Source organism: Mucilaginibacter mali, from assembly GCF_013283875.1.
Classification (GTDB): domain Bacteria; phylum Bacteroidota; class Bacteroidia; order Sphingobacteriales; family Sphingobacteriaceae; genus Mucilaginibacter; species Mucilaginibacter mali.
Genome location: NZ_CP054139.1, coordinates 4,347,153 through 4,361,889 on the forward strand (window position 1 = coordinate 4,347,153; position 14,737 = coordinate 4,361,889).

Here is a 14,737-nt window from a genome sequence, read left to right on the forward strand (position 1 = left end):
GTTTTTGGTTTCTTTTTAAACTTTACTGATCTTCAGCGTCATGCCGGGTTGCAGGCTGTTCTTCTTCAGGCCGTTCAACTCTTTTATGCTGTCTACGCTGGCTTCAAATTTTTCGGCGAGGCCGCTTAGGGTATCGCCTTTTTTAACGGTGTAGGTAAGGTATTTTTTGGTGGGCTTAGCCGGGGCGTCATCGTTGCCGGTATTTTCACTCAGGCGCAGTTTTTTACCAATAACAGCCTTGTTGCTGTGCAGGTTATTCCAGGCTTTCAAGTCCTGTACCTCTACGCCTGCGTCGTCGGCAATATCGGCCAGGGTTTCTCCCTTTTTAATGATATGATAAGCTGGGCGCTTCGCGGCAATGCGGGCAGGCTTCTCGGTATCGGTGTTAAGTACCGGTGGCAGGGCTATCGGCGCATCGCTGTTCAAGGCATCGTATAAAGCGCTGAACTTACCCGGATGCACCTGCGGGATGATCAGCCTGCGCGGCGCTGTGGCCGAAGCGCTGATGACACCACGCTTGTACGATGGGTTCAGCAGGAAGATATCCCTGGAATCCACCTCCAGCAGTCGGGCGATATTGCTTAATGATACCGCACGGTTAATGATCACCGTATCTGTTTTACCAATAATATTCCCCTGCGGGATGATGGCGTGCTTGCTGAAATAATTCATTACATACGATACCGCTATATAAGCCGGTACATAACCACGGGTTTCGGCGGGTAGATACTGGCGGATAGCCCAAAAATCGGTAGCGCCGGCTTTATCAATAGCCCGCTCCACACTGCTTGTACCACAATTATAGGATGCAATAGCCAAAAGCCAATCACCAAACTCAAGATATGCTTCTTTTAAATAAGCCGCAGCCGCGTAGCTGGCTTTAATGGGGTCGCAACGCTCATCAACATCGCTGTTAATATTTAAACCGTAGGCTTTGCCTGTATTAGCCATAAACTGCCACGGCCCTGTAGCACCTACGCGCGAAACGGCGGTAGGGTTCAGCGCCGACTCTACTATCGACAGGAATTTAATTTCTTCGGGGATACCGGCTTCGCGGAAGGCCTTTTCGTAAATTGGGAAATAATATTTAGCCAGACCCAGCATGCGGCCAATGTCGCTTTTTCGGCCGGGAGCGGTGTAAATATCTATATAGCTTTGTACAAATTCATTATAATTCAGGGGCACCTCATGCTGTATCGAATCTAAGCGGCGTTTAAACATGGCCTGGTATGGGCTGTAAACCACAGGGGCTACAACGGGCATAAACAAGGTGTCGCGCTTTTTGGGCAGATTGTCAGAGTCGGCTTTTAGTGTCAGATTTTTACCTGATGCCAGGGCGAGGTGTGATAATGTAAGGCAGATTACAAACGTAAATAGTCTCTTCATTACTTAGGGTTTATATCAACTCAAACTGTAACTCGGCTTTTTAGGAAAACGCTAAGTTATTAATTTTGAGTTAAATTCAAAAAATATTCCGAAAATTCCAGCAGTTCCTTCTCCGCGTACTGTTTTGTTAACAGCTGTAACCCTAACGGTAAACCTTTTGAATTATTGCCCGCCGGCAAAGAAATTGCAGGAACACCCGACAACGAAGCCTGCACCGTAAAGATATCGTGCAGGTAACTTACCACCGGGTCCTTCTCCTCCAGCCCTATTTCAAAAGCAGGTTCGGGCGCGGTGGGCACCATAATAAAATCGTATTCGCTTAATATTTCAGCTGTTTTTTGCTGAATAAGGCGGCGCACCTTTTGGGCCTTGGCATAATAAGCATCGTAATAGCCGGCGCTCAGCACAAAGGTGCCCAGCATAATGCGGCGCTTCACCTCCTTGCCAAACCCCTCCGAGCGGGAGCGCTTATAGGTGCTGGTCAAATCGGTAGCATTGGGGCTGCGGTAACCGTAGTGCACGCCATCATACCGCGCCAAATTGCTCGATGCCTCGGCAGTGGCCAGCACGTAATAGGTGGGTACCAGGTAATCCAGGTATTCAAAACCTACCGGCTCAACGGTGTGGCCTTCGGCTTTTAGTTTTTCAATATTGGCGGTCAGCATGGCTTTGACTTCGGCATCTGTGCCATCGCTTTCCAATGCTTCCTTTAAATAGGCTATTTTTTTTGTGCCCGATGCCGGCTTCACCTCACCCTGTGCCGTGTAAGGGGTTTGTATGGTGGTACTATCGTAATCATCCGGACCGGCCATTACGTCAAGCAATAGCGCCGCATCCGCAACGGATTTAGTGATTGGCCCCACCTGGTCGAACGATGAAGCGTACGCGATGATACCATGCCTTGATATGCGCCCGTAAGTTGGCTTTAAGCCTACCGCCCCGCAAAAGGCCGCGGGCTGCCTTACCGAACCACCGGTATCGGTACCGATGGCCGCATGGCATAAACCAGCCTGCACCGCCACCGCCGAGCCGCCCGATGAGCCGCCTGAAACGCGGTTATTATCAGCATAATTCCGTACAGGGCCAAAATATGAATTTTCGTTAGCCCCACCCATGGCAAACTCATCGCAATTGCAGCGGCCAATGATGATGGCATCTTCGGCCAGCATGCGCTCTACAATGGTTGAGGAGAAGATGGAGGTAAAGCCATCCAGTATTTTTGACGAGGCTGATACCTTATGCCCCTTGTAACAGATATTATCTTTTATGGCGATCACCATACCGGCCAGCTTACCGGCACTACCCGCCTTGATGCGCGCATCAAGTTCTTTAGCCTTTGCCAAAGCCTCATCGCCAAACACCTCGTTAAAGGCATTCAGGTGTTTATTTTCTTCAATGCGCCGTAAATAGCCTGCAACTAACGCTTCAACGGTAGTAAGGCCGCCTTGTATATCAGCCCTAATCTCGACTAAAGTGGTATAGTTTTTTGACATGGGCGCTAAAATAAAAAAACTTATCGGTTGACGAATTAAAATATCGACAGAATAAGTTTAAAAAGTGCTTTGCTTTAATGAGGATCGCCGGCAACTAAAAGCCAGAACGTCATGCCGAACTTGTTTCGGCACCCCACTTGCATAGTTACACTTTACTTGCCGGACCTGTGTGATGGGGTGCTGAAACAAGTTCAGCATGACATGTTTGTTTTTCCGCTGAAGCCTCGCCCTGCCCTCTCCAGAGGAAAGGGTTCCAAAGTCTCCCCCTTGGGGGGAGATTTAGAGGGGGCTTTCATCGGCATGTCATAAAACCCATTAGAGGCCGCCGGGATTATATTACTCAGCATGACATCCTATTTGGTTTGATCTACACAGCATATTCTTAGAGAGACCGTGCGGGAATTAAACGCAAAAAGAGAAATCCTACACGTGCAACTAATCACATCGTATAAGATCTCTCTATCGTTCGAAAGGGCAAACAATGCCGTTCCGATTATATCAGTAGCGAAATTATTTCTTCTCGTCGGCTGATGGTTCGCCGTTTTGAGCGTCTTTAAATTCCTTAACGCCTTTGCCAAGGCCCTTCATTAATTCAGGAATTTTCTTTCCTCCAAATAGTATTAAAACAACAACGATGATCAGAATAATTTCTGGTGCGCCTAAACCCATGATTTCTATTTTTTAATGTATTGTGTATATTCTCTTGTTTATTAATGGTCTGTTTTAACCGGCTCATCGGCCTTGGTTAAGTTAATACCCGAACCGCTTTTAGGTTCTTCGGTATGCTCCGCTGTTTGATAACCGCCCACCGGGGTTGTACCGGCAACAGGCGTAGTATCTATCAGTGGTTTGGTCTCGTCGGCCGCCGGTTCGTGATGAGCTACCTGCGCCTCATCGTGATGTACCTCCTCATCATGATGCGCCACTTCCTCTTCGGGCTGTGTTGTTTTTTTCTCTTCGTAGCTATTGATCTGATTATTGATCTCGCGCTTTACGCCTTCTGAAGCATCCTTAAAATCGCGGATGCCTTTACCCAGGCCACGGGCAATACCCGGAAGCTTCTCGCCTCCAAACAATAGCAGCGCTACAAACATAATCAATATCAACTCCGGTGTGCCAATGTTCAGGAATAAAAGAACTGAGCTAAACATAATTATCAATTTAATTTACAAATATATACAATTTAAAAGGCACAAGGCCAAAAAATTAATTAGGGGTTAGCCATGCCGCCGGATTTACCGCGTCGGACCCCTTCCACAATTCAAAGTGAGCAATAGACATGCCCGAATCGCTATCGGTGGCTACCGTGCCCAGTATTTGCTTGGTGCTTACCTTTTGCCCCTTGCTAACAGCTACGGTACGTAAATTACTGTAAACAGTAAAGTACTCGCCATGCTTAACCAGCACAAAATAGGTGCCACCAATGTTGGTAACGCCGTTTACTTCGCCGTTAAATACCGCCCTTACGCTGGCGCCCTCGTTGGTGCGGATATCCACCCCTTTATTATCGTTACGGATCCCGCCGGATGTGTACATGCCGAAACCCTGCGTAATACCGCCGTTAGTTACCGGCCATGGCAGGCGGCCCTTGTTGCCCAAAAAATCGTTAGACAGTTTGGCGGCTTCGGGCGTCGCGTTCAGGATCTCGCTGGTGGTCGATGTTTTGGTGATCCGCTTCACTGTCGATGGTTCCACTGCGCGGCCCTCGGCTTTTGCCTTTGCAGCCTCGGCAGCTTCACGCTTGCGGGCTTCCTCCTCGGCCTTGCGCCGGGCTTCCTCTACTTCGCGACGAATGGCGGCGTTAATAGCCCTGTTCATGTCGCTTATTTTATTTTGCTTATCGCGTTGCTGTTGCTTTAGTTGTCCCTGCTGGCGCGATAATTCGGATAATACATCGTCTTCGTCCTTTTTGGCCTTGCCCAAATTGGCTTTTTCTTTTTCCTGGTCGGCTAACAGGTCGTTTTTGTTCTTCTTGGTTTTATCCAGTTCGTCTATCTTGTTATGCAGTTCGTTCTGCGTGCCGCGTATACTTTCGGCCTGCCTTTCGCGGTACGAACCAAATTGCTGCAGGTACTTCATCCGCTTGTAGGCCTGGTTAAAATCTTCCGAAGCGAATACAAACATCAGCTGATTGTAAGAGCTACGATTGTGATAGGCAAACAACACCATCGCCGCATACTCCTTCTTCAACTGATCTAACTGCCCCTGTAGGGTATGCACGGTATTATTGCTCTCCTGGATCTGGTTGTTCAGCAACCCGATCTCGGAGTTGATGGTAGCTATCTTCGATGTCCGCAAACTGATCTGCGCCTTTAGCAGGTTCAGTTGCTTCAGGTTCATCTTCTTATTGTTCTGGTTGGCCTCCAGTTCGTGGTTTAGCTGATCCAGCTCTTCGTTCAATTTATCGCGGCGGCGCTTTAGTTCGGCGCTGCTTTGCCCAAACGCGTGGGCGGCTGACAAAAACAGGGCGGCAAAAAAAACTATCTTATAAAATTTCATCGATCAAGTTTATCAGTTAGCAGGCGTATACCTGTCGGGTATGCTGAACGGGTACTCCAATGTTTTATCAAACTCGGCACTGTTATAGTGCAGGTTGATATTTATTTTTTTATTCCCCGCCGAAGATACGATATCTATTTGCGATGGCATAACCCGGTTATCGGCCTGTATAAACTGGCTGTTGCTTACCTGTAGTGTAAGTGCCGCTAACTGGTTGCTTAAATTGGTTTGGCTCACCTTCATATCCGGACCGATGATGAGTTTATACATCAAATCCTGCAAGTGGCCGGCTAAAATGGTATTGCCATTATCAGTGCCTGTATCGGCATTATCGTTCAGCAATTCGGGCATGGCATTACCCAACAACAGCGCCTGCAAGCTTTTAAAGGTTACCTGATTGCCGGCATACTGGTAAACGTAGCTAAACGGCTTTTTCAAGTACACACCCTGTAGTTTGTTAATCACAACGATGCTATCGGGGGTGATCTGCGCCCGGGCCACTTCCAAACCCAGCAGGGCTGTTATGGATACCCAGATCTTCTGATCGCGCTGTATGCGGATGTTCAGCGTAACATCGTTCCCGCTGCCATCAATATCCAGTTTGGTTTTTGCCTTGCCGCTAAAGGTATTAAAAGCCAACTGTTTTTCCCTTATGGCCGCCACCTGCTTATTTGCCGATGGCGCAGCCTGCGCGGGCGATGAGATGACCGGCTGGCCTGCCGCTGGTGTACGGTTTACCACCAATTGCTTATGCGCCTTGCAGCCTGCTAAAGTGGCCGCTAAACCAATTACAATTATTATCCTGCTATTCAATGTACTTCCTCTCGTTAATCTTGCGCTCTAACACAGGCGATGCACCGCCATACTCCTTGGCCTTCTTCCAGTTGGCTACCGCGGCATTGGTATCGCCCAGGTAAAACATAATGTCGCCATAATGCTCTTCCTTTACCGCGCTATGGTCCTTATCGCTCACCAAAGCCTTTTCTATCCAAACACGGGCCTCGGCATAGTTTTTTTGCCTGAACAGGATCCAGGCATAAGTATCCTGGAACGAAGCCGTGTTGGGCTGTATGTCGTTAGAATGCTTCGACATGCGTGCCGCTTTTTCCAACTGATCGCCCCGTACCGATAGGTAGTAGGCATAGTTGTTTAGCGTATAAGCATTGTCGGGGTTGTAGGTAAGCGAACGGTCGTAAGCCTCGTCAGACTTCACGTTGTCCTTTTGCTCGTGGTATACATCGCCCAGCGCCGAAAAACATTGCGAAAGTAATTCCTTATCCTGAAGTTCTAATGAAGTTGTGTTTTTCAGGTAGCTGAGCGATTTGGTATAATTCTTTTTTTGCAGATAGGCCACGCCCACCAAATAATTCATCCAGGCCTGGTTAGGGAACAGCGAGAGGGCGTTCTGGCCGTCCTTAATAGCGCCATCGATATCGTTATCGCCCAGATCCAGGCGCACCAATTGCTCGTGCACAGCATAAACCTGTTCATCCAGTTCAATAGAGCGTTTATACGCTGGTTTGGCTTCCTTAAACTTAGCGCTCTGCATCAGCATATCGCCATAAAGGGCAAAAGCCTTCGCGTTTGTTGGGTGGGCGGTGGTCAATATCCGACTTAGTTCCAGCGCGCTGGCCTTGGCATTGGGTTCAGGAAATTTGGGGATATACCCCATAATTATCCTGATCTTTTGGTCGATATCCAGGTCGGGGACGGCGAAGGCCAGTTCCAGTTCGCTAAAGCAGGCTTCGGCATCTTTTTTCTCGCGATAGATATCGGCCAGGGCCAAATGCACCAGTCCGTTATTCGGATCCAACCTGGCGGCCTTTTGCAAAACCGGCAGGGCTTTGGCATTTTGCCCGTTTGAGTTATAAATTTCGGCCAACAACAGGTAATAACGCACCTGCCCGGGGTTGGCGGCCATCATGCTCTCCAGTTCGGCGGCGGCCTGGTCTACCTTGTTTTGCTTCAGGTATATTTTTTGGCGCTGGGCCACAATATCGTCGGTAAGGCCTGTAATTCCCTCTATCTGTTTATAAACCGCCAGCGCTTCGTCATACCGCTTTTGCAGGTAGTAGGCATTAGCTTTATCAAAATAATAGTCGGGTTTATCAGGCGCCAGCCTTATCAGTTGGTTAAACACATTCTCCAGCTTGGCCAGGTCGTTGGTTTTCTCGTAGCAATCGGCCAGCGATATCCAGTACCACTCGTTATTGGCGTTTATAGTAACGGCACGCTCCAGTAGCTGGCGTGCGCCATCGTTATCCTTTTGCAGCTTCTTCATGCCGGCCAGCTCGTACATGGCGGCATCGTTGTTGGCATCGGTTTGCAGTACACGGTTAAACAGGTCGGCCGCCAGCGGGAAGTTCTCGATGGTCTTCTCGTGCAGGGCCGAAAAAAAATACTGCTTCACCATCACGCTGTCGATAGAGGTCATGGGCTTGCCCGGCGCACGTTCTGTGGATGCGCCCGGCTTCTTCACCTGTGCCAACACACAAGCCGGAGCCGCCATCATACCTAATATCAACAATCGTTTCAGCATTTTATGTCTTATCGTCTTGATCCTATATTCCTGATTTTAACCTAATCTCCAATCACTAAACACCTGTATGTCCATAACCGCCGGCGCCCCTAACTGTTTCGCTTAGCACCTCAACCGGTTCCCAATTAATACGCTCGTAACGGGCAATTACCATTTGGGCGATGCGGTCGCCGGGAGCAATATCAAAATCCTTGTCGCCCAGGTTGATCAGCAACGCGCCGATCTCGCCCCGGTAATCGGCATCGATGGTACCCGGCGCATTCACAATGCTGATGCCATGCTTATAAGCCAGGCCGCTGCGCGGACGGATCTGCGCTTCGAAGCCCTCAGGCAGTTCGATGTATAGTCCCGTCGGGACCAGCTTACGCTCCATGGGTTTCAGCTGGATGGCAGTCTCGATATCGGCACGCAGGTCCATACCGGCCGAGTGCAGCGTACCGTACTCAGGCAGGTCGTTCTTTGATTTATTGATGATGCGTACCGTGGTCATTTTTTAATAAAGATAGCTTTTAGTTCCTTGCCTTCCATCAGCAACGCGCCACCTGCAAACAGCAACAGCAGGGCGTTACCTACAAATATATTACGTTTAAATACATAGAATGATAAATAAACGAGTAATATTGATATTATGATATACGAAAGATTCTTTTTTAAGTTATAAGGGATAGGGTAATTTTTTTGCCCCCAGATGTAGGAAAGGATCATCATGACCGTATAGGCCGTGAACGACACCCAGGCCGATGCCATGTAGCTGTATTTAGGGATAAAGATCACATTCAATAAAATGGTGATGATGGCACCTATGCCTGATATATAAAGGCCGTATTTTGTTTGATCGGACAGTTTATACCAGACCGAAAGGTTCATGTAAATACCCAGGCTAACATAGCCAAAAACAAGAGGCGGCACTGCGGTCAATCCAACCCAAAGTTTTTCGTCCCTTACAAAATATTTCAGCAGTTGTATATTGGCTACAAGAGCGACAAATATAATGGCCACCACAATCACAAAGTAATCCATAATGCGCGCGTAGGTGGTACCAGCATTTTTATTTTTGGCATGATTAAAAAAGAATGGCTCGGCACCCAGCCTGAACGCCTGTACAAATATGCTGAGGAACAGCGCTATTTTGGCACAACCGCCATAAATAGCTACCTGCTGTACACTAATGCTATCCGGCAGCATCTGACTAAGCAACAGCTTATCCAGGTTTTCGTTAACCAAAAAGGATAGGTTGGCTATCAGCACCGGCCAGCTGTAAGCAAACATATGCCATAACATCTTCTTATCAAGACTGGCCGTTAGCTTAAATAATTCGGGCAGCAGAAGCAATAGGGTAATTACACTGGCAATTAGGTTCGACAAAAAAACGTACCCCACCCAGCCCTTTACAAACCAAGGCGTAATTAAGCTTGTTCCGGGCAAATGATGCGCTACCCAAAACGGCAGGCCCCAAATAAAGGTAAGGTTAAGGGCAATGAAGATGATTACGTTTACAAACTTGATTAGGCCGTACCTGCCCGGCCTGCCATCGGCACGCAGCTTAGCAAAGGGCATTACGCACCATGCATCAATAACCAATATGGCCACAAAATATTTAATATAGCGCTCAAACTCAGACGCGGGTATTTTGCCGGCCTGTATCCATACCGCTATATGATGCGTAAACGGCAGGGTTAGCAATAAAAACAAAATGGACACCCCAAATATGGCAGAAAACGAGTTATTGTAAACCTCCTGCTTTTTATCGGCATGTTTATTCAGGTACCGGAAATAGGTGGTTTCCATACCAAATGCCATTACTGCATTCAGGATGGAAACATAGCTGAACATAATGGTAAGGATACCATACGAACCTCCCTGCTTGTAGGCTTCGGTATAAATTGGCGTAAGGAAAAAACTAAGCATCCTCGACGCGATGGTACTTAATCCATAAACAGCCGTTTGTCCGGCAAATTTTTTAGCTGTAGACAATTGGTGGTATTTTTAAATATAAAAAAGCCCTCTCCTTTGGGGAGGGTTTGGGTGGGGTATTAAAACAAACCCCGTTTTAACACTTCAAAATTACGATAGTTTTTCAATTCGCCCTCATGCTGTTGCAGCGATGTTACTTCGGCGCCCTCGGGGCCTTCATGGCAAAAATCAAGGAACAGGTCCAGCAGTGCCTCGTCAGCCTCGGCTTCGATGCTTACGCTGCCATCCTTTTCGTTCTTCACCGTTCCGCGCACCCCCAACTGATCGGCCGTGGCCTTGGTGGCATACCTGAAGCCTACGCCTTGTACCTTGCCCTGTACGTTAATATCCAAATGTTTTATCATGACCCCTCCTAACCTCCCCGAGGGGGAGGAATTGTTATTTTTTTAAGTTCCCTCTCCTGGGAGGGGTGCGATGGACTGTGCGGTTGCAGGGAGGGGTTTAGCCACGATGCATATCGAATAAACCCCTCCCTACACCCTCCCTGTGGGCAAAGTCATTAAGTTAAGCTTTTAAGCCCCACCTAAACGGCGAAGCCCTCATGAAATAATCCTCCCCAAAGGGGAGGACTTTAAGAATTTTGCGCTTGTGCAGCCTAAGTCTCCCCTACCGGGGGAGATTTAGAGGGGGCTTTATTCGGCTATCATCATTAACTTAAGGACATTGCCCTATGGGAGGGAATCGCACACGGCTCCCGCTTTTAATTAATAAAGGGCACAGTTGCCGGATACTCCAACCTCTGTGCCCTCTGTGAAAAATCTTTGTGTCCTCTGTGGTTAAATTATTTTATTGATTTCACCGATTTTAGGATAGATTACACCGATTACATCTTTATGGTTAATCTAAACTTAAGCCACCGGATGGTTCCAGCCAAATGCATCTTCGGCATTGCCGTAACGGATGGCATCCAGCGTTTTCAACACCTTTTGCGAAAACTCGCGGGTTGACGGGTCGCTCAGCGTGTAGTCAACGCCATCGTAATGGAACGCACCAACAGGAGCAATAGTAGCGGCGGTACCGGCACCAAAAGCATCGGTTAGCTTGCTGGTTTTTGCACCCTCAACAATTTCAGCTATGGATACACGACGCTCTTCAACCTCCACACCCCAGTGGCGGGCCAGGGCCAGCACGGTATCGCGGGTAACACCATCAAGGATGGTATCGCGGGTTGATGGGGTGATCAGTTTGCCATCCAGCACAAACATTACGTTGGCAGCGCCCATTTCTTCGGCATACAGGTGTTCTTTGGCGTCGGTCCAGATGATCTGGTCGAAGCCCTCTTCGGCGGCTTTTTTAAACGGCAGCATGCTACCTCCATAGTTACCGGCTGCTTTGGCATAACCAAAACCACCTTCGGCAGCGCGGGTATAATGTGTTTCGAATTTCACACGCAGTGGCTTGGTGAAATACGGACCAACCGGGCAGGTTAGCACCACAAATTTATATGTTTTTGACGGGCTTACACCTAAAAACGGATCAGCAGCGAACATCACCGGGCGGATATACAACGAGTGGCCCGGACTTGTCGGGATCCAGTCGCGTTCCATATCAACCAGCGCATCGATGCTGCTGATGAACATTTCAACAGGCAACTCCGGCATGCAAAGGCGTTCGGCCGATTTGTTAAACCTCGCGCCATTCTTTTCGGGTCGGAAAACGGTCACTTTGCCATCGGCATGTTTATAAGCTTTCAGGCCTTCAAAAAAGGCTTGCCCGTAATGCAGCGACGAAATAGCCGGGCTAAGGCCAATTTCGCCATAAGGGACGATCTCAAAATTCTTCCATTCGCCATCGGCATAATCGGCCACCAGCATGTGGTCGGTAAAAATGCGGCCGAATGGTAAGTTACTAAAGTCGGTCTGCGCCAAACGCGAATTTTGCGTTTTGGTTATCTTAATGTCCAGTGTATCGGTCATGGCAGTAGATATATTAATTGGAAATGGCGCAAGGTAGGAAATTTGGGGGATAGTTCATAGTTGATGGTTCATAGAACCTTGTAAAAGATGCTTTTGGCACAGGGGGTTAAGGAAAATTTATTGTGGATATTGCATTGGGTTAACATAGTCCTTGTATTAAAATAACCACATTGCCTATTGTTGTCCTGTTTGTCTTGTTGTGAGGAGACCAGGACAAACAAGACAACAATAGGACAGGCTTTTTACTTGTCGCCCGGTCAAGCGTCCACGCTTGACTGAAAAATTGAGTGAGCGTCCACGCTCGCGTTTTTAAATTAAGCGTGGACGCTCAATTAGGAATTGCAGCAAGCGCAGACGCTTGCCGCGGCGTAGTGAAAAGATGTTTGGCTATGATCTATGAACCATCAACTATGAACCACTCAACGCCAGTTCCACCCAGGCCTTGCCCCATTCCTCCAACTCCTGCGCGCTCCACAATTGCGGGTAAAAAATGCGCTTCTGGAAACGCGGAGGCAGATATTTTTGCCAGTTGGTGCCGCCTGTGGCCTTAATTTCTTCAGGCTCGCGGTTAAGGTAACGCACAGCCGATTTATAATGCGACAGCGGCCAGTTTACGTTCACGTTCACATCCAGGTGGCGCAGTTCCTGCTCCAGTTGCGGCGTGGCTTGTCCGGCTGCTTTTAGCTTAGTATACAGGGCACCAAAATTGGTGGTAGCGGTAGCCTGCGCCAACTCCGTGAAAGTTTTGGTATACTTTTTTTCGAACTGCTTCAGCGTAAGCGTTTTCTTGCCGGTAGAAAGTTCAGTAGCGCCAAATTTCCAGTAGATGTACTCAAACTGCTCGGCTATGGATGCGGTGTTTAACTCCTCGCGCTTATCCTTAGCTACCAGGTTAATAAAATCGGTAGCATAGATCTCTATCATGCGGTACTGCCCCGATTGGAAACCGCTGGCCGGTAGCAGCGACATGCGGAACTTCAGGAACTGGTCTTTCTCCATCCCATCCACCATGATCTCGAACGAATGGGTCAAAGCCTCAAAGTAGCGGTTGATACGTTTCAATCTTGCCGTAAAAAACTCGGCGGCCAAAGGTTGGGCTTCGGCAATTTGTTTGCACTCGTGCAGGGCCAGTTTAAAGTACAGTTCGGTGATCTGGTGATACATGATAAATATCTCCTCATCAGGGAACGGCGTTTTTGGGCTTTGCAGGCTCAGCAGCGTATCCAGGTGAATGTAATCCCAGTAGGTCAGGAAATCGGCATACAGTAAACCATCCAGGTACGATGACATATCCTGGCCCATGGCTTCGTATTTTTCCTGAAGATCGGCTATTCGTTTTTCTATTTCAGGGTTAATTGGCATGGTGTAAAGGTAGAGAATTTCGGGAAGTCCGAAAGACTGGAAGTCCGAAAGTCGGGAAGTAAGCATGTGAGGTATTGTAGTTCTGTTCGCCGTTAGACTCACCCGCCCGTTGCTTCGCTCGGGCAGCCTCTCTCCGCTTCGCGGAAAGAGGGAAGAAGTTGTATCGGGAAGCAATATGAAATATCCTATTTCCCCTCTTTCCGCGCAGCGGAGAGAGGGTGATCAGGTGTAGCCACGACCGGGTGAGTCTATGCGCTCACCCAGCAAAACTAAACTTCCCCATCAGCACCGCGGGATTCCCGCCAATATGCATCGGCTCGCCAACCAATGCTTCATTGCCCAATAAGGCAAACAGTATCGCTTCCTTAGCATCGGGGTTAACGCCCAAATAATTAGTATCGCTAATCATAGCCGGAGCCAGTTCGGCAGTCAATCCGTCAACCACAAACTTATTTTTAGCGCCACCGCCGCTTATCAGTATGCGTTTAACCGATTGCATCCCATTATCCTGAATAAAACCGGAAATACTTTTTACCGTAAATGCGCTTAATGTAGCTACAATATCCCGCAGAGATAAACCGGTAGTATTTGATACTTGCTGCGCCTTCTCTACATAAGCTATACTAAACAATTCCGGTCCGGTTGTTTTTGGTGCAGGCGCTTTAAAATAAGGGTTATCCAGTAAAGCATCCAGCAGCGCTTCGCTTACTTTACCAGAGAGGGCTATTCGCGAATCCTCGTCATAAGGCATATCAAAATACTTGCGGCAGGCGGCGTCTATCAGCGTATTGCCAGGGCCGGTATCGCAACAAATAATTTCGGCACCGTTGCCATTACCGGGCAGCCAGGTAAGGTTGGCAATGCCGCCAATGTTCAATAAAATACGGTCTTCGCCGGTTTGGCTACCCATGATCACATCGCCGTATAGTGCTAAGGGTGCGCCCTCGCCACCGGCGGCTATATGTTTCTGGCGCATATCACTAATGGTGAGGATGCCGGTCTTTACGGCAATATGGTCGCCATCGCCAATTTGCAGGGTGGCGTTAGGATAGGCGGCTTGCCCGTGCAGGCGTTTGGGCGCATGGTATATGGTTTGCCCGTGGCTGGCTATCATATCAACATCGGCCGGTGATACGCCCCATTGTTTTAAAGCAGCTAATATTAATTCGGCGTGGAAGCTGCCTACATAGGCGTTCATCAGCGTCAGTTTTTCCAGGCCGATGATTTTTTTGGCGAACAATTGCTGTATCTCTGCTTTAAAATCGGCAGCATAAGGCGTAGTAGTAAACTCCAGCAGTTCGAACTTTGTAGCCATCCCATGCCCGCTAAAACGACACAGAGCGATATCCAAACCATCAAGCGAGGTACCCGACATAAGGCCGACCACCAGGCGCTGGGGTTTTTGCGCGATGTTAAACAGGTGTTGCAGGTTACGGTTCAAAACAGCCATTTTTTTGCTAAAGATACAATGTGGCAGGTTAAACTATAAAATTAACATGGTGGTTTGATAGCTAACTGATATATTTGCCGCTCCGTCATCTATTTATTACCAAATTCATCAGCCCCAA

General features: G+C 48.3%; 13 protein-coding genes. All 13 read right to left on the reverse strand.

Going from position 1 to position 14,737, the window contains the following annotated elements; all coding sequences use genetic code 11:
- Positions 1 to 15: 15 nt before the first annotated feature.
- On the reverse strand, positions 16 to 1,386 hold the full coding sequence (locus HQ865_RS18250) for a lytic transglycosylase domain-containing protein (RefSeq protein WP_173416283.1): 1,371 nt from the start codon (positions 1,384 to 1,386) through the stop codon (positions 16 to 18).
- Between the two features lie 59 nt (positions 1,387 to 1,445).
- Positions 1,446 to 2,879 carry an Asp-tRNA(Asn)/Glu-tRNA(Gln) amidotransferase subunit GatA gene (gene gatA / locus HQ865_RS18255; protein ID WP_173416284.1) on the reverse strand — a complete coding sequence of 478 codons (1,434 nt, stop codon included), beginning with the start codon at positions 2,877 to 2,879 and terminating at the stop codon, positions 1,446 to 1,448.
- Positions 2,880 to 3,389: 510 nt separating this feature from the next.
- Positions 3,390 to 3,548 (reverse strand): twin-arginine translocase TatA/TatE family subunit, encoded by a 159-nt coding sequence (gene tatA, locus HQ865_RS18260; RefSeq protein WP_173416285.1) that lies wholly within the window; start codon positions 3,546 to 3,548, stop codon positions 3,390 to 3,392.
- 41 nt (positions 3,549 to 3,589) lie between these two features.
- On the reverse strand, positions 3,590 to 4,030 hold the full coding sequence (locus tag HQ865_RS18265; RefSeq protein WP_173416286.1) for a Sec-independent protein translocase subunit TatA/TatB: 441 nt from the start codon (positions 4,028 to 4,030) through the stop codon (positions 3,590 to 3,592).
- 55 nt (positions 4,031 to 4,085) lie between these two features.
- A complete protein-coding gene (locus HQ865_RS18270; protein ID WP_173416287.1) occupies positions 4,086 to 5,378 on the reverse strand; it encodes a murein hydrolase activator EnvC family protein in 1,293 nt (430 codons plus the stop codon).
- Positions 5,379 to 5,390: 12 nt separating this feature from the next.
- The gene (locus HQ865_RS18275; RefSeq protein WP_173416288.1) at positions 5,391 to 6,191 is read right to left on the reverse strand and encodes a DUF4292 domain-containing protein; all 801 of its coding nucleotides are present in this window, start codon (positions 6,189 to 6,191) and stop codon (positions 5,391 to 5,393) included.
- On the reverse strand, positions 6,184 to 7,917 hold the full coding sequence (locus HQ865_RS18280; RefSeq protein ID WP_173416289.1) for a tetratricopeptide repeat protein: 1,734 nt from the start codon (positions 7,915 to 7,917) through the stop codon (positions 6,184 to 6,186). The genes HQ865_RS18275 and HQ865_RS18280 overlap by 8 nt, the downstream gene beginning before the upstream one ends.
- A gap of 55 nt (positions 7,918 to 7,972) precedes the next feature.
- On the reverse strand, positions 7,973 to 8,407 hold the full coding sequence (gene dut / locus HQ865_RS18285) for a dUTP diphosphatase (protein ID WP_173416290.1): 435 nt from the start codon (positions 8,405 to 8,407) through the stop codon (positions 7,973 to 7,975).
- Entirely contained in the window at positions 8,404 to 9,891 is a 1,488-nt protein-coding gene (locus tag HQ865_RS18290; protein WP_173416291.1) for a lipopolysaccharide biosynthesis protein, read from the reverse strand. The genes dut and HQ865_RS18290 overlap by 4 nt, the downstream gene beginning before the upstream one ends.
- Before the next feature lie 59 nt (positions 9,892 to 9,950).
- Complete coding sequence (locus HQ865_RS18295; protein WP_317170038.1) at positions 9,951 to 10,235, reverse strand: acylphosphatase; 285 nt, start codon at positions 10,233 to 10,235, stop codon at positions 9,951 to 9,953.
- A 504-nt stretch (positions 10,236 to 10,739) separates the two neighbouring features.
- Positions 10,740 to 11,807 carry a branched-chain amino acid aminotransferase gene (locus HQ865_RS18300; protein ID WP_173416292.1) on the reverse strand — a complete coding sequence of 356 codons (1,068 nt, stop codon included), beginning with the start codon at positions 11,805 to 11,807 and terminating at the stop codon, positions 10,740 to 10,742.
- A gap of 408 nt (positions 11,808 to 12,215) precedes the next feature.
- Complete coding sequence (locus tag HQ865_RS18305) at positions 12,216 to 13,169, reverse strand: tryptophan 2,3-dioxygenase family protein (protein ID WP_173416293.1); 954 nt, start codon at positions 13,167 to 13,169, stop codon at positions 12,216 to 12,218.
- Positions 13,170 to 13,425: 256 nt separating this feature from the next.
- The gene (locus HQ865_RS18310; RefSeq protein WP_237073489.1) at positions 13,426 to 14,619 is read right to left on the reverse strand and encodes an anhydro-N-acetylmuramic acid kinase; all 1,194 of its coding nucleotides are present in this window, start codon (positions 14,617 to 14,619) and stop codon (positions 13,426 to 13,428) included.
- Between the last annotated feature and the right edge of the window lie 118 nt (positions 14,620 to 14,737).

Coding starts and splice junctions, on each gene's coding strand:
- HQ865_RS18250 (WP_173416283.1), bottom strand. CDS start 1,386: ATGAAGAGACTATTTACGTTTGTAATCTGCCTTACATTATCACACCTC.
- gatA (WP_173416284.1), bottom strand. CDS start 2,879: ATGTCAAAAAACTATACCACTTTAGTCGAGATTAGGGCTGATATACAA.
- tatA (WP_173416285.1), bottom strand. CDS start 3,548: ATGGGTTTAGGCGCACCAGAAATTATTCTGATCATCGTTGTTGTTTTA.
- HQ865_RS18265 (WP_173416286.1), bottom strand. CDS start 4,030: ATGTTTAGCTCAGTTCTTTTATTCCTGAACATTGGCACACCGGAGTTG.
- HQ865_RS18270 (WP_173416287.1), bottom strand. CDS start 5,378: ATGAAATTTTATAAGATAGTTTTTTTTGCCGCCCTGTTTTTGTCAGCC.
- HQ865_RS18280 (WP_173416289.1), bottom strand. CDS start 7,917: ATGCTGAAACGATTGTTGATATTAGGTATGATGGCGGCTCCGGCTTGT.
- dut (WP_173416290.1), bottom strand. CDS start 8,407: ATGACCACGGTACGCATCATCAATAAATCAAAGAACGACCTGCCTGAG.
- HQ865_RS18295 (WP_317170038.1), bottom strand. CDS start 10,235: ATGATAAAACATTTGGATATTAACGTACAGGGCAAGGTACAAGGCGTA.
- HQ865_RS18300 (WP_173416292.1), bottom strand. CDS start 11,807: ATGACCGATACACTGGACATTAAGATAACCAAAACGCAAAATTCGCGT.
- HQ865_RS18305 (WP_173416293.1), bottom strand. CDS start 13,169: ATGCCAATTAACCCTGAAATAGAAAAACGAATAGCCGATCTTCAGGAA.
- HQ865_RS18310 (WP_237073489.1), bottom strand. CDS start 14,619: ATGGCTGTTTTGAACCGTAACCTGCAACACCTGTTTAACATCGCGCAA.